Source organism: Nostoc sp. NMS2, assembly GCF_017115105.1.
GTDB lineage: Bacteria > Cyanobacteriota > Cyanobacteriia > Cyanobacteriales > Nostocaceae > Nostoc.
On record NZ_JABXKH010000098.1, the window covers coordinates 1 to 20,592 of the forward strand.

The window sequence follows — 20,592 nt, forward strand, 5'->3', positions numbered from 1 at the left end:
CACCCGTCCCATATTCAGGGCGGGCAGGATGCCCACCCCACAAGATGGAATAATTTATTTCTTGGAAGTCCCTAAGCTCTCGGTAAAATGGGTGTGTCGGTAACGAAAAAAAGACGCATCCATAACCAACCTTATGCTCACAACAGCTAACTTTCTTCAGTACACCCAATGGTCAGGTATAGCTACTTTGGCATTCGCTGCCTTAGCAGTTTTGGCTTTTATTCTCAAATGGGGCATCCGCTTTCGGCTGGTGGGTACGACTGGCTTTATGCTGGTGCTGACAGGTGGTTTATTTGCACTGTCCATAGTCCCCTTGAGTCGGGCTGTGATTCCAGGAGCAGCCAAGTATACTCTAGTTTATGACAATGGCTCAACCCAAGCGGTTATTACTACATCACCCAAAATTACACCCACACAATTAGAAGCAACTTTACGTCAAGCTGCTAGTAATCTATTTTCTTATGGTCGTTCCGGTACACGGGAAGACGACAAGTTGACAGTTCGCGCCCGCATCATTATCCACCCGCAAACAGGGGTTTCTGTACCAGTTTACTTGGGTGAGGCCAAGCGATCGCTCGTTTCTCATCAAAATTCCCCAGTCACAGTGGAAATTTACACAGACAAATTCGCCCAATTGCCAAAACCTAACGCTTAAGAAGTAGGGGGCAGGGGGCAGGGGGCAGGGAGCAGGGAGCTGGGGGGGAATTATTGAATAAGTCTCTCCCTTGTCTCCTCACTCTTCCTTGTCTCTTCTTCATGCCCAATGCCCAATTCCCAATTCCCAATGCCCCATGCTTTTTATCAGAATGACATAATTTATTTTGTATTTACCGATACATTAATAGTTATTATTAGATTAATATATTCACACTTTCGTAATTCTACTGTGGAAAAAGATCAATCAGCGTGTCGGTAATGAATACTGTCAGTTGTTATTCTAATTGCCACTATTGACATTTTTACAATTTTTTGCAGTTAAAGGGAACGGCGTGGGAGTGGACATCTATCTGTACACCCTTACGCACCTATCTATAGCTGAAATGACCATCGACGAAGAGGCAGGGAGCAGGGAGCAGGGGAGAAATACTGGGGAAAACTTTTTCCTCTGCCCCCTGTCGTCCCTCTGACTCTTCGTTGAATCCCCCAATAAAAGCTGAGTGGTTTTCGCGCAGGTGGGCTTGAATCCTAATTCTTTTCTATCCCCCTTGCTCCCTGCCCCCTTGCCTCTTTTGCGACAGACGATTCAGTTCTCAATCACTTTTCTTGAGAATCTGAGAGTGGTAATGTTAATTAATTATATGGTTATTCAAAACTTTGATAGTTCGGGATTTCAGGCTAATGGACATCACAGATTCAAGCAACGTCGCTAAATTGCTTAACCAGTTGGCAATTAAATCGGTTAAAACCTAGTTGAGTCAGATGCAAGTTTGTAGCCATCTGGCAACAAGTATCTTTGGTTGCAAGTCTATTAGATTAAGAAATATCAAGGTTTTGGCAAACTAGATTATATGTCTAATCAAATTTCTACTCAACCTTCTTTGTCTACTCAAACTTCTAGTTCATTATTTACGCTCACAGTTGCCCCGGCAAAAGTCATCCGTGGTTCTGGGGTGTTGCACGCAGCCGCAGCAGAGATTGCCTGTTTGGGAAGTCGTCCCTTAATTGTGGCAGGTGAATCTACTCTCACCATCAGCCGAAAGAATTTGCAACCAGTTCTAGAAACGCAACAGTTACATCCTGTTCAAGCTTCATACAGTCCAGATTGCTGCGAAGCTAGCCTGAAATCTTTACAGAAGAAGGCAAAAGAACATAAAGCTGATGTAATTATCGGTGTTGGTGGCGGCAAAGCCTTGGATACAGCGAAATTACTCGCGCAGCAGTTAAAGTTACCAGTGGTGACAATTCCGACATCAGGGGCTACGTGTGCCGCTTGGAGTGCCTTGTCGAATGTTTATTCGGAAGATGGGGCGTTTCTCTACGATGTGGGATTGTCTCGTTGTCCCGATTTACTGATACTCGATTATGACTTGATTAAAACTGCTCCACAACGGACGTTAGTAGCTGGAATTGGTGATGCGATCGCTAAATGGTATGAAGCCTCTGTTAGCAGTGGGCATTTGCAAGACACTTTAATTATTGCGGCGGTGCAACAAGCACGAGTTTTGCGAGATATCCTCTTACAAAAGTCAGCCGCCGCCTTGAAGGAACCAGGTGGTGAAGTTTGGCGAGAAGTCGTAGACGCAAGTGTTTTACTCGCTGGGGTAGTTGGAGGACTTGGAGGGGCGCAGTGTCGCACAGTTGCTGCCCATGCCGTGCATAATGGTTTAACTCATATTTCAGGACATGGCAGTATTCATGGCGAAAAAGTTGCTTTTGGGATTTTGGTACAACTGCGTTTAGAAGAAATGCTACAAGGCAATCAACTAGCAGCATCAGCACGACAACAGTTGTTAAAGTTCTACACAGAAATTGGACTACCCCAAAAATTAAGTGATTTGGGATTGGGCAATATTACATTAGGCGAGTTACAAACAGCCGCCGAAGTTGCTCTAATTCCTAATTCTGACATCCATCGACTACCATTTAAAGTCGCGCCAGAACAGTTGATGGCAGCAATGGTTTCCACCACTGCACCTATAGATAGCAAAGACATGAATCGAGTTTCGCCCAAGGGAATTAGTGACGAGGTTGAAAAATGAGTTTAAATTGGATTGTCCCAGCAGAACGCATACAAAAACTGCCACCTTATGTATTTGCCCGTTTAGATGAACTAAAAGCGAAAGCACGGGAACAAGGGTTAGATTTAATTGATTTGGGTATGGGAAACCCCGACGGCGCGACACCAGCACCAGTTGTAGAAGCAGCGATCGCAGCCTTGAAAGATCCCGCCAATCACGGTTATCCGCCCTTTGAAGGGACTGCTAGTTTTCGTCGGGCGATTACTAATTGGTATCATCGCCGTTATGGTGTGGTTCTCGATCCCGATAGCGAAGCTCTGCCATTGCTGGGTTCTAAAGAAGGATTAACCCATCTTGCGATCGCCTACGTTAACCCTGGTGATTTAGTTCTGGTTCCTTCCCCAGCTTATCCTGCCCATTTTCGCGGCCCCGCGATCGCAGGCGGCAAAATCCACAGTTTGATTCTTAAACCAGAGAATGACTGGTTAATCGATTTAGCTGCCATTCCTGACGAGGTTGCAAGACAAGCTAAGATTCTCTATTTCAACTATCCCAGCAATCCCACTGCTGCCACCGCACCCCGCGAATTTTTTGAAGAAATCGTCGCCTTCGCCCGCAAATATGAAATTCTGCTGGTGCATGATTTATGTTATGCCGAGTTAGCTTTTGATGGTTATCAACCCACTAGCTTGCTAGAAATTCCCGGCGCGAAAGATATTGGTGTAGAATTTCACACCTTATCTAAAACCTACAATATGGCTGGTTGGCGTGTTGGGTTTGTGGTGGGGAATCGCCATGTAATTCAAGGTTTGCGGACACTGAAAACTAACTTGGATTACGGTATTTTTTCCGCCTTGCAAAAAGCAGCCGAAACCGCCTTGCAATTGCCAGATGTGTATTTGCACGAGGTACAACAACGCTACCGTACCCGCCGCGATTTCCTCATTGACGGGTTAGGAGAGTTGGGTTGGGATATCCCCAAAACTAAGGCGACAATGTATCTTTGGGTGAAGTGTCCCGTTGGTATGGGTTCTACTGATTTTGCCTTGAACGTGTTGCAGCAAACTGGTGTTGTTCTTACCCCAGGTAATGCCTTTGGGGTTGCAGGTGAAGGGTATGTACGGATAAGTTTGATTGCAGATTGCGATCGCTTGGGTGAAGCTTTACACCGCTTTAAGCAAGCTGGTATCCGCTATCAACCTGAAGCTGTAATATCTGCTTCACAATGAAAATGTTCAGTTAAGAATTTTTGGTATTGATTTCGGCACGTAGAGACACGACATTAGGGACTTCCAGAAATTAAATTATTCAATTTTGGGAGCGAAGATGCTCGTTAGATTCTTCCTCCCCTGCTTCCCCTGCTTATCCAAACCGTATTGAGCTTCTCTACGAGACGCTAACGTGTATCTACAGAGGACTTCGGACTTAACTGAACGATATTGAGGTATATTTGCTGCGCTGACAAAGCTTTGATCCAACAACGAAGTCAGTATAAATCAAGTTGAGAATTATCCGGGTTGACGGACGAGACTAGTGTAATTACTAAATACAGAGTGTAAGAGAAATTACAACACTAGTTGATTTAGTATAAATAATTTTATGTTATCTAATTTAGATTTAGTTCGAGAGTTTGTAGACAACTCTATCCAGAAAAAAGATATTTTATTGGCAAATCGTTCTTTAACAGCACAAACAGTTTATAACACTAACCATCTATCAACAAAGGCTGAAGGCGTAATTGCCATTGCTCAACTAAATACTACCCCAACTGAATTTTTGATTTTGTCTAACTCATCCCATTGGGAATTATTGAATCAGGCTTTACCAGAATGCAATTATCTCCTTAAAGGAAACATGGATAGTCGTGGTTTCTATCACTATCAATACTGCCAAATCCCTAAAGACTATAGGTTGCAATGTACTAAATCTGTCCTTTTATGGCGAGCTTGGTGGAAATATCGCAAGAATACTTTACAACTAGGAATTCCATCGGATCTTTTAATCCAGACAAGAGATTCATGGTATCCAATCATAGATTTAACTATTAGTAAGGGACTTTTGTATGTCAAAACTTTAGGAAGTGAGATAGAAATTCATGCAGATGACCTAGTGATTTGGTTAAGCAAAACTGAAGTAAATGCTCAAAATTAGTCATTAGCGCTCTTTTATTACTCCGAAAAAATAAAATATTCGTAGGTTGGGGAGCCACTGCGTTGTCCGGGTTTCCCGGCTTGAAGCAAGTGGCGTTTGAACTTTAGTGAAACCCCAACAAAATCAGAGATTGTTGGTGTTGGGTTTCGTTCCTCAACCCAACCTACGCCTAAGTTCATCAAAGTCCTTAAAAATAAGGGTGGATGATTTTTATCCCACGAGAGTCATAAAAGAGCGTTAGTCAAAAACCTTACCCCTCTCTACCCCTCATAAGTCAGTTCCCGATCGCTTTACTAGAAGTGAAGCACGAGTACTTATTTTTCAAAGGTGCCATTCGTCTCTGAGTTAATTATGTCTTTTTGGAGCTTCTAAGGGTTGTAAGTTAGTTTTCAGATCGCTACAACATAAATTCAGAAATCAGGTTTGCGATCGCGCGAACTAATTTAGCTGGCTCCACAGGTTTGGTGATATGCTGCCCAAATCCGGCAGCGATTGCCTGTTGGTAATCAGCCTCACCAGCATAAGCGGTAAGAGCGATCGCTGGAATTGTCCCTCCTTGTTCTGGTGACATCGCTCTGATTTGACGCATCAGCATATAGCCGTCTATTTCCGGCATCCCAATGTCGCTTAACAGCAGATTTGGCTGGAACTGAGGCATAGTTTGTAATGCTTCCACAGCCGATGCTGTCTGAGTTACTATCGCGCCAGATTGCTCCAAAATGAAAGCAATTAACTCTCTGGTATCACGCTCATCATCCACAAGCAGAACTTTCACCCCATTTAGATTGGGTAAATCATCAGGTTGTCTACGCACCTGGTGGCTATTTGGATGAATCTTGATTATCGGTAGCATGACTGTAAAAATTGCTCCCTGTTCTTCGCCTAAACTTTCTGCCTTAACAGTGCCTCCATGTAGCTCGACGATGTGACGAACAATAGCTAATCCTAATCCCAATCCGCCGAATTTTCTGGTAGTTGCACCATCAGCTTGTCGGAAGTAGTCAAATACATAAGGTAAAAAATCTGGGCTAATTCCCTGACCTGTATCACTGACTCGAAGTTGAACCTGAGAACCAACAGATTGTAAACTAATTTCTACCTCTCCACCTTGGGGCGTAAACTTAATCGCATTGGAAAGTAAATTCCAGATAACTTGCTGCAAGCGACCGGAATCACCGGTTACTAGGAATTTGGAATCGCACCTTTGGGGTGCTGGAAGCGTAACTTGGATTTGGGATTTGAGATCGTCAGATTGGTTGTTAAAATCGATAGATTCTAAATTTTCATAAGAATTTTCTAATCCAAAATCGTTCGACTGAGCGTAGCCGTTCGCGTAGCGTTCCGCAGGAAAGTCTAAAATCGTAAATCGCAAATTGATAGATTTTGCTTGGGCGGCGAGATGTACAGTTTCTATTGCAGATGCGATCGCAGTTTCTAGATTTACAGGAGCAATATTCAGACTCAGTTTACCTTGCAAAATGCGAGAGACATCCAGTAAATCTTCAATTAATTGCGTTTGAAGCTTGGCATTGCGCTCAATGGTTTCGAGAGCGCGAGTGGTGGTTGCTTCATCATACTTTTTCGTTTGCAGTAACTTTGACCATCCCAAAATCGGGTTTAGCGGCGTGCGAAGTTCGTGGGAAAGAACCGCCAAAAATTCATCTTTAATCCGATTAGCTTGGATCAATTCTTCTTTGCGTCGCTGTAACGAAGTCATTAACTCGGCGCGTTCTAGAGCAACCGCTATCTGATCGGAGGTTGCTTGCAGTAGGGCAATATCCCCAGAGGTAAAGTGGGTACGGGTGCGACTGGCAAAGGAGAGGACACCAAGCAGTTTTCCCTGAGCAATTAAGGGTTGACCTGCATAAGCTGTGATCTTCAAAGCCTGGAGGATGTGGGCATTTGGATGAGTAGAGTTTAGTACATCATTGACGACAATTTGACGGCGTTCTTGTGCTATTAGTCCGCACATTCCTTGATTAAATTCCAGGTATTCAATTGCTTGAAATACTTCATCATTAATGCCGTTCCAAGCTACTAACCGAAATTTCTGCTGATTTTCGTGCGTCTCAATTAGATAGTGGAAGTAAAAATGCAAATCCATCTGCGCCGAGAGTTTGCTAAACAAACTGTTCATTAAATCCAAGGGACGCTCTGTTGAGAGCAAATCACTGGTGGTTTCAGAGAGCAGTTTGAGTCTTTCACTACGCTTTTGCAAAGCAAGTTCTGCAAGCTGGCGTTCACGAAGGATGCGTTCGCGTTCGGTGATGTCAACTGCAACCCCTCCTACTAGGCGTTGCCCAGACGCACTGGCAATGGGAAATTGATATACCAAAAATTCCCCTAGAGTGCCATCTGTGCGTGGGGCAGACTCGATGGTTTCAACAACCTGATTCATCTGGGCAACCATTCTAATGTTATCAAGGAAGGGTTGAGCGATTTGGGCTGGATATAGGTCAAAAATGTTTTTATTAATCGCTTTTTTTGTTGCTACATCGAATATGCTCAGATAAGTTGGACTGAGGTAAAGTACACGCCCGTCTGCATTCGTAATCCATGCTGCGGCGGGAATATTGTCCATAAAAGCTTGAAATTGCTCTTGACTCTGATTCAGCGCTTTTTTAGCTTGCTTGAGGTCACTAATATCAAGAATAAATGCAACTGATTTCTGCCCAGATTCTCCTAAAAGGGAGTAGCCAACTACAACTGGAACAATAGAACCATCTTTGCGAATACATTCCTTTTCATAAGGTGTACAGGTTCCCTTTACTGTTGCTTCAGTAATAGCCAATTCATCTAAATATTGATACTCAGGAGGCGTAATATCACTCCAGCGTAGTCTGCCTACCTGGATATCTGCTTGGGTATAGCCCACAATTCGCAAGAACTCGTCGTTGGCTTCAGTAATACTACCATTCACATCACCAAAGATAATGCCAACTATATTCGCTTTAACAAAACTCCTGAGTCGTTCTTCACTTTCTTGGACTGCTTTCTCTGCTTGCTTGCGTTCGCTGATATCTGTAGTGCTGCCAACTACGCGGACTGGTTTTCCATCAGCATCCCGTTGCACCACTATACCCTGATCCAATATATAGACGTACTGGTTATCTTGGTTGCGAATGCGATACTCAGCAGTATAGCGATCGCTATTTGCCAAAGCAACTACCGCTTCCTCTTGTATACGCTGCAAATCCTCTGGATGGACAAGTCCACGCCACCAATTACCTGTTGGTTCAGCAATATCGAGGGAATAGCCCAAAATCCGGGTTAACCCATCGGTTCTTTCAACGGTATCCTGTTCTAGATTCCAGTCATAAATGAGACAGTTGACCGCCGATGCTGCTAACTGAAAACGCTCGTTAGCTAACCTCAGACGTTCTTCCTTCTCCCGCAAGATTTGTTCGGCTTGTTTGCGTTCGCTCAAATCAACAACAAAGCCAATCACAGTTTCTTCGCTGTCTTCCACGAGGACAGAACCGAGCAAAACGGGGACTCTTGTGCCATCTTTGCAGATATACTCCTTCTCAAAGGGTTTACATACTCCGGTCGTTCTCAGTTCTTCCACTGAACACTCACTCAATAGAAGATGCTCCGGTGGGGTAATCTCACGCCACTTTATTTGGTTAGCAGACAAATCTTCTCGCGTATAGCCGACTATTTTTAGAAAAGCATCATTGGCTTCGATGATGGAGCCGTTCTTCAGATGGGTAACAATAACTCCAATGATGTTGGATTCTGCCAGGCGACTAAACCGCATTTCGCTATTTTGCAACAACTTCAGGCTTGTCTCTGCCTTGCGTCTAGCAGTTCGCAACTCTGAAGAGAGGGCGGTAATTAAGAAGGATACTAGTGAGAATGTGGTTAATTGTACTAAGACGTTCAGGCTGAGAAAATCGAACGAATAGACTGGCTCGATTAAAAAATAGAGCGCAGTTGTAACAGAAAAAGCGATCGCTAATACTCCAGGTCCCATGCCGCCATACCAGGCGCTGACTGCCACAGCAGCATAAAATAATGTAAATACGCTCGGATCGAAGACTGGCAGCAACAGTCCCGTCAGCAGCAGCGCCGCTATGACTGCCAGAATCATCACACCATAAGTTAGTAACCAAGACATGATCAAAATCTTTTCGGGTACTTTCACTATCATCTTTAAGAGTCCTCCCGTTGCTCCACTTTTAGGAGATACTCGTTCAGTAGCCTTTTACCTGGTTCGCCTATCTTCTGTAACATTTCTTCAATTAGCTTTAGTGCCATCTGTGAAGGCACTGTAGATCCGTTCTCCCAACGATTGACTGTTCGTAGAGAAACTCCCAGCTTGGCTGCAAATTTTTCCTGAGAAAGATCCAGTTGCTGCCGGAGTTCACGGATTAAATCTGAAATTTTTAGTGGCTTTTTTAGTTCCATAATAGGAAGATTAGGACAGGTGTCTCGCCATTTGGCTCCAACTTGAGGAAGAATTTAAATAATCATTAGTTGTTGTCAATTTTATCTTTTGGCGAAATCCCACTATCATTTATTAGTCTTCATTGCTTGCTGTTCAATGATTTAACTCCTCTGCCATAGTTCTGATGAATGTTCACTGTTGTAAAGCAGTGCGACCAAATAAGCTAACTATTAAATAAATATTAAATTATTATCACTGCTTACTTATTCCAACAGGATGATCTCTCTAAACCTTCTTGTCAGTAATGTTTGAGATGCGCTTACCCTGAGTCAGATACCAATGGCAAAACTATAAAGCTATAATGCACTTCTAATCAAATGTTTGCCTGAACTTTAACCGTTTTGATTAATCAACACTCCCAAAACCTCCTCGATCCTCAACTGGGAAATGAACCAGGTGAATATATATTTAGCTGGTTTGATTGGTTTTGTCTTTGGTATCCTCCAGGCTGGCTAATTTTATTCAACCGCCATTGGCAGCACTATCATACCGATACAGACGGTTGGAATTGGCTAGAATATGGATTATTTTTAATTCCTGGCGGATTTTATCTAGCGATGCTGATTCGCTGGTTGCGTCTTGGTTTTCGTTCACCCCGAACAGAACTTGGTGAATTTGATCCCAAATATCAACAAGCTTTTCGCCAAGAAGTTCTCGGCCCCATCGTCAAATACTATTTTCGGGGAGAATTACAACAAGTCGAAAACTTGCCGCAAACAGGGCCCTTGATTGTAACAATGAATCACGCAGGGATGTGTTTCCCTTGGGATTTTTTGAGTTTGGGCTATTTATTAAGTGAATCTAGAGGATGGGTGGTACAACCTGTAGCAAATCCAGCATTATTTGATCATCCTTGGGTTATTTGGTGGCTACCACCCAAATGGTCGCAGGTTTTGGGTGGTGTGCGAGCCGAATCAGATGATTTTAAGGCAGCTATGGCCCAAGATAAAATCATCTTATATGCACCCGAAGGTATCCGCGGCCCTCTGAAAGGTTGGAAAAGACGCTATCAACTAGAAAAGTTTGATGTGAGTTTTGTTAAGTTGAGCGATCGCTATCATATTCCCATTCTCCCAGTAGTTTGCATCGGGAGTGAATTTTTACATCCTTGGGCTATTAATTTCCAGAAATTGCAACGACTATTCAAATTACCATTCTTGCCTTTATCGCCTTTCATGTTTGTCTTAATTCTGTTTCCTTCAATGGGAATTTGGGCAATGAGAACTCGCTTGCATTACTATATTCAGCCTTTAGAATCAGCAGAATTACACAATTCAAACAGGACAGTAGCTTATCAGCAAGCACAAAAATTACGAGAAAAACTGCAATTAAAAATTAATCAGAGACTATTGATAAAGTAAGTAAATCTTAAGTAGGGTGTGATTTTAATTAGACGTAGGTTGGGTTACGCAAAGCCTCCAACGCCACTTGCTACAACGCGGGAAACCCGCGCAACGCAGTGGCTCCCCAACCTACAATTTTTTTTTTTTTTTTAGCCTTGCCGCGCCACTACAAAAACTTTATCGAAATAGAATTCAGGAGTCAGAATGGGCTAAACGCCCCGCTATCGCTAACAGAATGAATTCTGTTCGATAAAACCTATTGAATTAAGGGATGATTCTTGTGGGGTGGGCCGAAAAGCCATTGGTGTCAACTTAAGAGCAAACGCTTATTCCACAGTCATTTTACCCCTCCCCGTGAACGGGGCTACCGTGTACACACAAGTGACTTATTTTGCTCAAAGCGCTCCCAGACCTAACCCCCAGCCCCTTCCCTGCGAGGGAAGGGGAGTAAGATTCAAAGCCCCTCTCCGCGTCGGAGAGGGGTTTGGGGAGAGGTCTGCTGACTTGTGTATACACGGTAGGTGAACGGGGAGGGGAGATTTTGTCGCTAGACAAAAGCGGGGTGGGGTTCCGACGACTTAATTAGTAATTGAGTAGGTCTTGGGTTTCACGTTAAGTTGACACCAATGGCAACATGAGCGCCCGGAAATACGCTCATGTTGCCCTTCCCACAAAAATAGTAAAAATTTCTCAGATTAAATCTCGGATAAAATATATAGTACAAATATACTAATTTGCTGCTAAAATGCCTTAAAAGTCAGCTAGCTTTACTTGAGGTAGTATGAAAAAAATCTCAGACACGGACAAAAAGCCCATTTTGCTGAAAGTCTCGCTGTTGCAGCCTACACCTGTAACTACTGCAATAGTGCCACTGCAACCCCAACAGGAAAAAATCATCAGTGAACGGGAGCGTTTGATAACACAAGTCGAGCGCATCAACCAGATGGCGGCAGAGTTGGAAGCAGCGATATTAGAGTTGAAAGCGATCGCTAACACACTGAATAGTCAAAAACGTTACCCACTCTTGAAGAAGGAGCTAGGTAAACAGATTTGTCAGTATTTCGCAGTTAGCGTCCCTTGGGTGAAACGAAAACCTGACGAATCATTTATTTTGACAACGCGAAAAGTTGATTTATTCCGAGCCGAAAGGGAAGCTGCACTGCTAGCACAGCAACTTCGTCAGCAAACCAAAAAAAGATTAGCATCGCAGCGACACAGAAAAAACAAGAGTGGGGCAAAGACTGACACAAGACACTTGTGCCATTCGGCATTAGTCAACAAATCTTAAAATTATCAACATTCAACGGCAGTTCACGCCTGGAATTGTAACAGTTATGCTGATTGAAGTGGCAGAAGAAACTTCTTCGTTAAAATTGCTAGATACTACACTGCCATTGCTAATCGCTACCAACTATGGTTGCAATTAGGTAAAACTGCCCTAATATTTGCACTTCCGTAAACCAGAGTGCAACATCAGGGACAATCAATCAGCGCACAGAAGAGGTAAAAAGAAGGTGTTAAAGACACTTTTAGTAATTGCCGTTGGTTTTTTACCGTCCCTGATTTCTCTGTGGGCGATCCGCAAAACCCATGCGCGATCGCGTTTACGGATGAGGCAAGCAGCCATGAATTTTTCAGTAGTAGAGGGACGGCAAAACCTTAGACCGATTGAAAGCGATCGCTATTATTTAGAAGGGGTAGGTTATTTAATCGGCGATATCAGCTGCAAATTTAATGCCCGATCCGGCTATATGCGTTGTGCTGTCAATCCCGACGGCCCATGTAACGGTTGCCGTCACTACGAACCGAAAGGATTACCTGGTAGCGAAAAAGGGGTTTAAAAGTACTTACTTAGGATTCAACTAAACTGATGGGGAATGATAAAATCATTACTAATTATAATAATTTGTATTTAGAAGCACTTTGAATATTTGTCTTTGCATGGTGAAATAAGAATGATTTAATAGAATTCGTGCAAAAGTATAAATCTGCGTCATTTGGTTTGCAGATTATGAAAATTACTATGAACTTTTGCCGAATATCTAATAACTACATGATTATTTAACGATGAACAACGCGATCGCTCAGACAACAGCATTATTATCAACTTGCGCTTTGCTACTAACAGGCTGTGGCGGTGGCTCTGTGACAACTACTCCAAATAGGACTCCAAATAACACTACAACTAACACTGCCCAGACAACGACGACATCGGGCGCTATTCCCATCGGTATTGCCTTAGCACAAACCAGCAACGTAGCATTACTAGGTCAAGAGGGATTTGTGGGAGCCAGAATTGCTGAGAAGTATTTCAATAGCAAAGGTGGTATTAATGGCACTCCGATTAAATTAGTACCCCAAGATACGAGCGGTGATGAAGCTGGAGCAATTAACGCTTTTCAAACTTTAATTAATAAAGATAAAGTTGTGGGTATTGTTGGCCCTACTTTATCACAGCAAGCTTTTAGTGCCGATCCCGTTGCCGAACGTGCAAAAGTTCCAGTTATTGGAGCATCAAATACCGCCAAAGGAATTCCAGAAATTGGTGATTATGTAGCTCGTGTATCTGCCCCTGTCTCTATAGTTGCCCCTAATTCGGTGAAAGCTGCACTCAAGCAGAATCCTCAAATTAAAAAAGTGGCAGTTTTTTACGCCCAAAATGACGCATTTAATAAATCAGAAACAGAGATTTTTCAACAAGCAGTTAAAGAACAAGGGCTAGAATTAGTAACAGTTCAAAAGTTCCAAACTACTGATACCGACTTTCAAGCCCAAGCTACTAATGCAATTAACTTAAAACCAGATTTAGTAATTATTTCGGGGCTAGCTGCTGATGGTGGTAACTTAGTGCGACAACTGCGAGAGTTAGGTTATAAAGGCATAATTATTGGTGGTAATGGTCTGAATACACCCAATGTTTTATCAGTGTGTAAAGCCCTTTGCGATGGTGTGCTGATTGCTCAAGCTTACAGTCCTGAATATCCTGGTGAGATTAATAAGATATTTCGCCAAGCCTATATTGAGCAATACAAAAAAGAACCAGCCCAATTTACCGGTCAATCTTTTACTGCGGTGCAGGTGTATGTTGAAGCTCTTAAAGAGTTGGATAAAAAATCTAAAATCAGCACATTACCTCTTGATAAACTGCGAACAGAATTGAACAAGCAAATACTAGCTGGAAAATATGATACACCCTTAGGTGAGATTGCTTTTACACCAGTAGGGGATGTGATTCAAAAAGAATTTTATGTCGCCCAAATTAAGATGGATAAAGACGGAAATACTGGAAAATTTGTATTTATAAAATAGTTGCAACATGGATATCACTCTATTTCTGCAACAATTTTTGAACGGATTATCTATTGGTAGTATCTATGCAATTTTTGCATTGGGATATACCTTAGTGTATTCAATTTTGGGCATCATTAATTTAGCTCATGGCGCGATTTTTACCTTGGGTGCATATTTCACTTATGCCCTCATGGGTGGTAACTTTGGATTTAATGGCTTGTTAGCTAATGCAGTCTTGCCGATAAAATTACCATTTGCTATAGCCTTAATTTTAGGAAGTACCTTGGCGGGATTTATTGGGGTAGTGATGGAACGGGTTGCTTTTCAACCTTTACGCCGTCAAGGATCTGATCCCTTACTAACTGTTGTTTCCAGCTTGGGGGTAGCAGTGGTAATTGTGAACTTAATCCAGTATTTGGTAGGCGCAGAAAGTTACACATACCCCGCAGATACTTATGGGAATTTACCACCTTCGATTAATTTTGGGACTCCAGAAAAGGAAATTCCGATTCGCACCGTTCAGATAATAATTTTTGCTGTATCAGTTGCGATTGTGGCAATTATTACCTACTTTATCAACCGGACTAAGTATGGTAAAGCAATGCAAGCGATCGCAGAAGATCCGACTACAGCTAGTTTGTTAGGCATTAATAGCGATCGTTTTATTATCCTAACATTCTTCATCAGCAGTTTCTTAGCAGGATTAGCAGGAACCTTAGTCGCTTCTAGTGTTAGTATTGCTGGGCCATATTTCGGCATTGCTTTTGGATTGCGGGGTTTAGCGGTAATTGTCTTAGGTGGTTTAGGTAGTATTCCCGGCGCAGTTTTAGGAGGATTACTCATTGGATTAGTTGAAGCTTTTGTGCCGGCGGAATATTCCGGTTACAAAGAAGCTGTAGCCTACGGAATATTATTTATCATGTTGTTAGTTAGACCCCAAGGTTTGCTAGGTCGTCGGTTTATTCAAAAAGTTTAAAGAGACGTAGCGCGATGAAAACATACACCAAATAAAAATTAACTTTTATTAACAGCTTAATTAAAATATTTTACAATGGCTGAATTTTTCTCTACTTATGAATCACCACTAGTCTACATGGTATTGGAGGCTTTATTAGGATTATCGCTTTATTTACCACTGATGGCTGGACAATTGTCTTTGGCTAGTCCTGGATTTTATGCTTTAGGTGGATATATTGCAGCGATTTTATCTACAAAAGTTTTCCCATCTAGTAATAATTTATTTCCCATTCCGTTACTTTTATTAGAGATGTTGATTGCTGGTTTAATCTCCGGTATATTAGCTGTAATAGTGGGAATTCCGGCATTAAGGTTGCGGGGAATTTATTTAGCGATCGCAACTATTGCTTTTGTAGAAGTATTGCGAGTTGTATCCTTAAATTTAGATATTACAGGCGGTGCTGTAGGAATTTTTGGTATTCCTCAACCCTTCCAAAGCCAAATCGAATATTTGTGGATTGCTGTACCATTACTATTAATTAGTATGGTATTATTTTACCGTTTAGAACGTATTCGCACAGGTAGGGCATTCATTGCCATCCGTGAAGATGAATTAGCTGCCAGTGCAATGGGAATAAACCCCACATACTACAAAGTTTTAGCCTTTACTCTCGGAGCAATTCTTGCTGGAATTGTAGGTGTAATCAGCGCTCATTTTCTCAATACCTGGAATGCTCGACAAGGTACTTTTGATGCTAGCATTACCTATTTGACGATTGTATTAATTGGTGGTTCTAGAACTTTTTTAGGTTCGGTGGTAGGTGCAATTGTATTGAAAGTTTTATTAGAAATTGTTTTGCGAAGAATCGCCGATATAGCAGGATTACCAAATTGGTTAGCCCAATTTTTACGAGATGGCAGATTAATTATTTATGGTATATTAATAGTCTTAGGAACTATATTTTTTCCCCAAGGATTTGTAACTCCAGATATTTTGAAAAAGTGTAAAAAGCAATTGATAAAAGCGGCCGATCTGATTAAAGACGCAGCGCAATGATAAATCACATTGTTTTAGAAGCAAAATCACTGACTCGCCGCTTTGGGGGTTTAGTGGCGGTAAATAATGTATCTTTTACAGTCAATCAACATGAGATTTTTGGATTAATTGGCCCTAACGGTGCTGGGAAAACAACACTGTTTAATTTGATTACAGCTTTTATTCCCCTTTCTAGTGGAGAGTTATGCTATCAAGGTGCTAATATTTCCCAACTACGCCCCCATCAAATTGCAGGTTTAGGTATTGCTCGGACTTTTCAAAATATTCGCTTATTTGGTGAATTGTCAGCGCTAGAAAATGTCATAATTGCCCGACATTTGCTGAATAAAAGTAATCTATTAACAGGAGTTTTGGGATTACCACCAGCGCGTCGGGAAGAGAAAAAAAGCAGGCGAAAAGCTTTACAATTATTAGAGATGGTGGGATTGAGCGATCGCGCTGACGAAAAAGCCAAAAACTTCGCATACGGAGATCAGCGTCGGCTGGAAATTGCCCGCGCTTTAGCCTTAGAACCGCAAATCTTACTCCTCGACGAACCTGCTGCGGGGATGAACCCCAACGAAAAGCAGCAACTGAGTGAATTTATCCGTAGTCTGCGAGAACAGTTTAATTTAACAATTGTGCTGATTGAACACCATGTACCCTTGGTTATGGGTTTGTGCGATCGCATTGCCGTGTTAGATTTTGGACAGTTGATTGCTTTGGGTGAACCATCTGTAGTTAGAAACGATCCGGCTGTAATTGAAGCTTATTTGGGTAATGAACAACTAACTTGAGAATTACAAAATCTGTTGCAATTCTTCAATAGTATTTGCAGTGACAATATTTCGTAAAATTGTCTTTAAACGCTCTAAATCCTGAATCTGGTTAATTTGTGCCATCAATTGTAAACCGCGATCGCTAAATTTCAACTCTAAATTAATTTCAATCGCAGAAAGTATTCCTTGTAGTTCCCCGCTTGCTTTCCCGCGTGCTTCCCCTTCGCGTAAAATTTCTTGATACCAAGGTGACTCACGTAATACAGACATATCCCACCTCATGATTTCTTGAATGAGCGTATTCTCTAAAACAAACGTAGCAAAAAAAGCTAGAACTGTTTCTAGTTGGTTGAGTTGTTCATCAGCACGGAGGATTTGCAATGCTTCTCTAATAATAGATTCATTTTCACCACCTTTGAGAATGGGTACAAATGGCAGTAAGGATGGTAAGGGTTGTTGAAAAGCAATATTGACATCAATTTCCCACAGGTTAATTACCCGATAATCTTGTATTGCCCGTAATCCTGCAATATTTGATGTAAAGTTTGTGGGTATTTCGTTGTTACCAGTTTTCAGAATATTGATGAGAACGGGGTATGTTGGTAAGTTATATTTTTCTTCCGCAAGTGCAGCATAAGCACGCATCCGACGTGGCATGTTGGATTGATAGCGTAATTGCAATTCGTTGAGAAGCAAAAATTCTCCATGTTGCGGACTACTGACACGGATTAAAACATCACTTTCCCGGCTAATCCACTGAAATTCACTATTTAGAATTTCCCCAGCAACAACATCAGGAATCTGCGTTACCCATCTTACCCAGTTATTGGGTGCGAGGCTGATTAATTTTTTGGTACTGACATCAGCAGGCTTCGTCATTAAGGTATAGATGCACTCAGTAAGTGAGATTTATATTAATTTGAAATTGCTTTTAAGTCGGTTGGTGCAACTCATGTAAACAAAATTTGCACGAATTCTTCTAAAGAACTCACTGCGATACCTCCGGTAAGCTCCGCTAACGCGCTATCCATTAAAATTTCTAATTGTTCCACATTCTTGCCCTCAAGCCTGACTTCTACCTCATGGGGAATTTCGCCAAAGCGTTGTTCCAATACTCGGATTAACTGCCGTCGCGCACCCTCTTGAATACCTCTTTGCTCAATTTCCTGATACCAAGGCGATTCTCGCAATACTGCCATATCCCACCTCATCATTTGTTGCACTAAAGGCGTGTCTAAAACAAAGCTAGCAAAAAATGCCAGCAATGATTCTAATTGGTTCAACTGTGCATCTGCTCGTAGCGCCTGCAATGCGCGTTGCACAACTGATACCTCTCCCCCTCCTCGCAGGATTGGCACAAAGGGTAGCAACGATGGGAGTGGTTGCTGAAACACTATTTCCGCATCGATTTCCCACAAATTAATCACGCGATAATCTTGGATGGCACGTAATCCCAAAAATTCCTGTTCGTAACTACTGACAATAGTTAAGGTGGATGGGGGCGGTAAAATATTGATCAGTACTGGGTAAGTTGGCAGTTGGTAGCGTTCTTGTGCCAAGGCTGTGTATGCTCTCATCCGTAGAGGCAGCTGTGTTGTGTAACGTAGTTGTAGTTGATTTAATACTAGAAAATCTCCGTGAGTGGCACTGTATGCCTTCACCAACACATCTGTTTCACGGCTAATCCACTGAAACTCGGAACCGAGAATTTCTTTCGCCACGACTTCAGGACGCTGTGTCACCCACTGTACCCATGCATCGGGAGCTAAATTAATTAGTCGTTTGCTACCAATATCTGCTACTTTTACCACAGGACGCTTGATATATTTATCAGTAATTAATGGTACATCATAAAGATTGCAGTATTCTGGCGTTGGTTTTCAAGGTCAAGCAATGTCTACGATGGGGTACACCTACGCACTGTTTTAAGAAATGTATGATTGATGTATGTTAGGTTTTGAATCAACATTTCTGGATATAAACCGCCGATGAAAGCCGATAGTAGACCAGATTATACAATTTTAGAAGTTCAAGAACTTGATGTAAATTATGGCGGCATCCAAGCTCTAAAAAAAATTAATTTGATTATTCAAAAAGGCGAGGTAGTTACTCTAATTGGTGCTAATGGTGCTGGTAAAACTACTACACTCCGCGCCATCTCTAAAGTAGTTAATCCTAAGAGTGGCGTAATTATCTATAATGGACATAATATTACCCGCCGCCAAACTCACGAGGTTGTACAACTTGGTGTCGCCCATTGTCCTGAAGGACGCAGAGTATTAGCGCGGCAAACAGTATTTGATAATTTACTTTTGGGTGCTTATATTCGCTCCAATCAAGCTGAGATCAAAGCAGATATTCAGCGCCAGTTTGAGCTATTTCCCCGGTTGTCACAAAGACGCAATCAACTAGCAGGAACCCTCAGTGGTGGTGAACAACAAATGTTAGCGATCGCACGGGCTGTCATGAGTAAACCACAATTGTTGCTTTTAGACGAGCCTAGCTTAGGTTTAGCACCTGCGATCGTCCGGGAAATCTTCTCAATTATTGAAAATCTTCGTGCTACAGGCGTGACTATTCTGTTAGTTGAACAGAACGCAAATTTGGCGCTACAAATTGCCGATCGCGGTTATGTTTTAGAAGCTGGTTCTATTACTGTAACAGGCGCAGCATCAGAATTAATTAGTGATGAACGAGTTAAAAAGGCTTATTTAGGGTAAATACTATATTGATGTTTACCGAAAAATTGAGACTCTTAGTACCAGAACTCATGTTTGTCCTCATTGTGGGCACACTCAAGATAGGGATTGGAACGCGGCGCGGAACATATTAGCTCATGGATTGAGTACGGCGGGTCACGTCGGAACTAACGCCTCTGGAGACATCGACGCATTGCGTGGGTGGGGAAACTCCTCCAAGTAAGTCGGGTCGTGGAAAGAGGAAACCCAAGGAGTGATTCTTGGAATCCCCGACCGTTTACGGCGGGGAGGATGTCAAATTATTTAAGGGTTCAACATTTAAAGATTTCCTTTTTAAGGGCTTCAGCCCTTACTACAAACCTTTAATTATTCATGCCTACTTACCCAGACGCTACTGATAAGTTTTCCAAATAATTTATATTATTACAAATTATTACAAATAATGTCCTATATTAATATTTGCAGCCCTCCTTGCAGATATCTATATTTGTTTAGCGGCGAATTCTATTCACCGGAATAATTAAACCCATGAGTCAAATAGTCTGGATCGCAAGACACGCTAACCGCCTCGATTTCGTAAACCCCGATTGGTTTCTCACCGCCGAACGACGCTACGATCCACCTTTGTCTGATGATGGTATGGTGCAGGCACAACAGTTAGCTAGACGATTGAAAAAAGAAAATATTGGTCATATTTTCGCTTCCCCTTTCCTGCGAACCGTACAAACGGCAAACGCAGTTGCAGAATTGCTCAACCTGCCAATTAAATTGGAAGCAGGTTTGAGTGAATGGCTAAATCCAGCTTGGATGACAGAAGAACCCGAAAGACTCTCAACTCCAGCATTAGCAAAATTATTCCCCAGAATTGACACTAGCTATACTTCGCGCATCGCTGCCAAATATCCTGAAACTCACGAAAAAGTGCGAGAACGTTCTGGGCAAACTGCTAGATGTTTAGCTACTGAGTTCTTCCCAGAGGATATGCTGCTAGTAGCACATGGGGCATCTGTATTGGGCGGGGCAATGGGGCTAGTGGGGGAAATTGCCAAAACAGAAGTTAAAGCTTCTTTATGTTCATTGGTAAAAGTGGTACGCGAAGATCCAGAATGGTTATTAGAACTAACGGGAGATACTTCCCATTTAACCCACATAGAAGAAGTTATTCGATTTGCTTAAATCTCTAATCAGGATTTGTGTTCATGGCTTCT

18 protein-coding genes and 1 pseudogene are annotated in these 20,592 nt (G+C 42.2%); 14 read left to right on the forward strand and 5 right to left on the reverse strand.

Annotation, left to right across the window (positions count from 1 at the left end; genetic code table 11):
• The first annotated feature begins 133 nt into the window (after positions 1–133).
• The 4 genes from HWQ36_RS17905 to HWQ36_RS17920 all read left to right on the forward strand — a co-directional run bounded on the left by HWQ36_RS17905 (position 134) and on the right by HWQ36_RS17920 (position 4,829).
• Positions 134–655, forward strand: coding sequence for a Ycf51 family protein (locus HWQ36_RS17905; protein ID WP_292705037.1), 522 nt, complete (start codon positions 134–136; stop codon positions 653–655).
• A gap of 853 nt (positions 656–1,508) precedes the next feature.
• Positions 1,509–2,699 (forward strand): iron-containing alcohol dehydrogenase family protein, encoded by a 1,191-nt coding sequence (locus HWQ36_RS17910; RefSeq protein WP_292705038.1) that lies wholly within the window; start codon positions 1,509–1,511, stop codon positions 2,697–2,699.
• Positions 2,696–3,907 carry an aspartate aminotransferase gene (locus tag HWQ36_RS17915; RefSeq protein WP_292705039.1) on the forward strand — a complete coding sequence of 404 codons (1,212 nt, stop codon included), beginning with the start codon at positions 2,696–2,698 and terminating at the stop codon, positions 3,905–3,907. Before HWQ36_RS17910 ends, HWQ36_RS17915 begins: the two co-directional genes overlap by 4 nt.
• A gap of 370 nt (positions 3,908–4,277) precedes the next feature.
• The gene (locus HWQ36_RS17920) at positions 4,278–4,829 is read left to right on the forward strand and encodes a hypothetical protein (protein ID WP_292705040.1); all 552 of its coding nucleotides are present in this window, start codon (positions 4,278–4,280) and stop codon (positions 4,827–4,829) included.
• Between the two features lie 17 nt (positions 4,830–4,846).
• On the opposite strand, the gene HWQ36_RS17925 is transcribed toward HWQ36_RS17920, so the two are convergent.
• From HWQ36_RS17925 to HWQ36_RS17935, 3 genes are all read right to left on the reverse strand, one after another.
• A complete protein-coding gene (locus HWQ36_RS17925) occupies positions 4,847–5,008 on the reverse strand; it encodes a hypothetical protein (protein ID WP_292698506.1) in 162 nt (53 codons plus the stop codon).
• Positions 5,009–5,226: 218 nt separating this feature from the next.
• The gene (locus tag HWQ36_RS17930) at positions 5,227–8,949 is read right to left on the reverse strand and encodes a PAS domain S-box protein (protein ID WP_292705041.1); all 3,723 of its coding nucleotides are present in this window, start codon (positions 8,947–8,949) and stop codon (positions 5,227–5,229) included.
• Positions 8,950–8,984: 35 nt separating this feature from the next.
• Positions 8,985–9,239, reverse strand: a complete 255-nt coding sequence (locus HWQ36_RS17935) for a helix-turn-helix domain-containing protein (RefSeq protein WP_292705042.1) — start codon at positions 9,237–9,239, stop codon at positions 8,985–8,987.
• Between the two features lie 381 nt (positions 9,240–9,620).
• On the opposite strand from HWQ36_RS17935, the gene HWQ36_RS17940 reads away from it, so the two are divergent.
• The 7 genes from HWQ36_RS17940 (at position 9,621) to HWQ36_RS17970 (ending at position 16,703) form a co-directional block, all read left to right on the forward strand.
• On the forward strand, positions 9,621–10,640 hold the full coding sequence (locus HWQ36_RS17940; RefSeq protein WP_292705043.1) for a 1-acyl-sn-glycerol-3-phosphate acyltransferase: 1,020 nt from the start codon (positions 9,621–9,623) through the stop codon (positions 10,638–10,640).
• A gap of 763 nt (positions 10,641–11,403) precedes the next feature.
• Entirely contained in the window at positions 11,404–11,910 is a 507-nt protein-coding gene (locus HWQ36_RS17945; protein ID WP_292705044.1) for a hypothetical protein, read from the forward strand.
• Positions 11,911–12,136: 226 nt separating this feature from the next.
• On the forward strand, positions 12,137–12,463 hold the full coding sequence (locus HWQ36_RS17950; RefSeq protein ID WP_292705045.1) for a DUF6464 family protein: 327 nt from the start codon (positions 12,137–12,139) through the stop codon (positions 12,461–12,463).
• Positions 12,464–12,689: 226 nt separating this feature from the next.
• Complete coding sequence (locus HWQ36_RS17955) at positions 12,690–13,931, forward strand: ABC transporter substrate-binding protein (protein ID WP_292705046.1); 1,242 nt, start codon at positions 12,690–12,692, stop codon at positions 13,929–13,931.
• Between the two features lie 7 nt (positions 13,932–13,938).
• Positions 13,939–14,889, forward strand: a complete 951-nt coding sequence (locus HWQ36_RS17960; protein ID WP_292705047.1) for a branched-chain amino acid ABC transporter permease — start codon at positions 13,939–13,941, stop codon at positions 14,887–14,889.
• Between the two features lie 75 nt (positions 14,890–14,964).
• Positions 14,965–15,927 (forward strand): branched-chain amino acid ABC transporter permease, encoded by a 963-nt coding sequence (locus HWQ36_RS17965; protein ID WP_292705048.1) that lies wholly within the window; start codon positions 14,965–14,967, stop codon positions 15,925–15,927.
• Complete coding sequence (locus tag HWQ36_RS17970) at positions 15,924–16,703, forward strand: ABC transporter ATP-binding protein (protein WP_292705049.1); 780 nt, start codon at positions 15,924–15,926, stop codon at positions 16,701–16,703. Before HWQ36_RS17965 ends, HWQ36_RS17970 begins: the two co-directional genes overlap by 4 nt.
• Positions 16,704–16,706: 3 nt before the next feature.
• On the opposite strand, the gene HWQ36_RS17975 is transcribed toward HWQ36_RS17970, so the two are convergent.
• Both HWQ36_RS17975 and HWQ36_RS17980 read right to left on the reverse strand, forming a co-directional pair.
• Positions 16,707–17,564, reverse strand: a complete 858-nt coding sequence (locus tag HWQ36_RS17975) for an Rpn family recombination-promoting nuclease/putative transposase (protein WP_292705050.1) — start codon at positions 17,562–17,564, stop codon at positions 16,707–16,709.
• 71 nt (positions 17,565–17,635) lie between these two features.
• Positions 17,636–18,496 (reverse strand): Rpn family recombination-promoting nuclease/putative transposase, encoded by an 861-nt coding sequence (locus tag HWQ36_RS17980; RefSeq protein WP_292705051.1) that lies wholly within the window; start codon positions 18,494–18,496, stop codon positions 17,636–17,638.
• A gap of 177 nt (positions 18,497–18,673) precedes the next feature.
• On the opposite strand from HWQ36_RS17980, the gene HWQ36_RS17985 reads away from it, so the two are divergent.
• The 3 genes and pseudogenes from HWQ36_RS17985 (at position 18,674) to HWQ36_RS17995 (ending at position 20,560) form a co-directional block, all read left to right on the forward strand.
• Entirely contained in the window at positions 18,674–19,405 is a 732-nt protein-coding gene (locus HWQ36_RS17985; RefSeq protein WP_292705052.1) for an ABC transporter ATP-binding protein, read from the forward strand.
• A 28-nt stretch (positions 19,406–19,433) separates the two neighbouring features.
• Positions 19,434–19,641 (forward strand): annotated as a pseudogene (locus tag HWQ36_RS17990) (zinc ribbon domain-containing protein); the annotation flags it as partial.
• A gap of 271 nt (positions 19,642–19,912) precedes the next feature.
• Positions 19,913–20,560 (forward strand): histidine phosphatase family protein, encoded by a 648-nt coding sequence (locus HWQ36_RS17995; protein WP_292705053.1) that lies wholly within the window; start codon positions 19,913–19,915, stop codon positions 20,558–20,560.
• Positions 20,561–20,592: the final 32 nt, after the last annotated feature.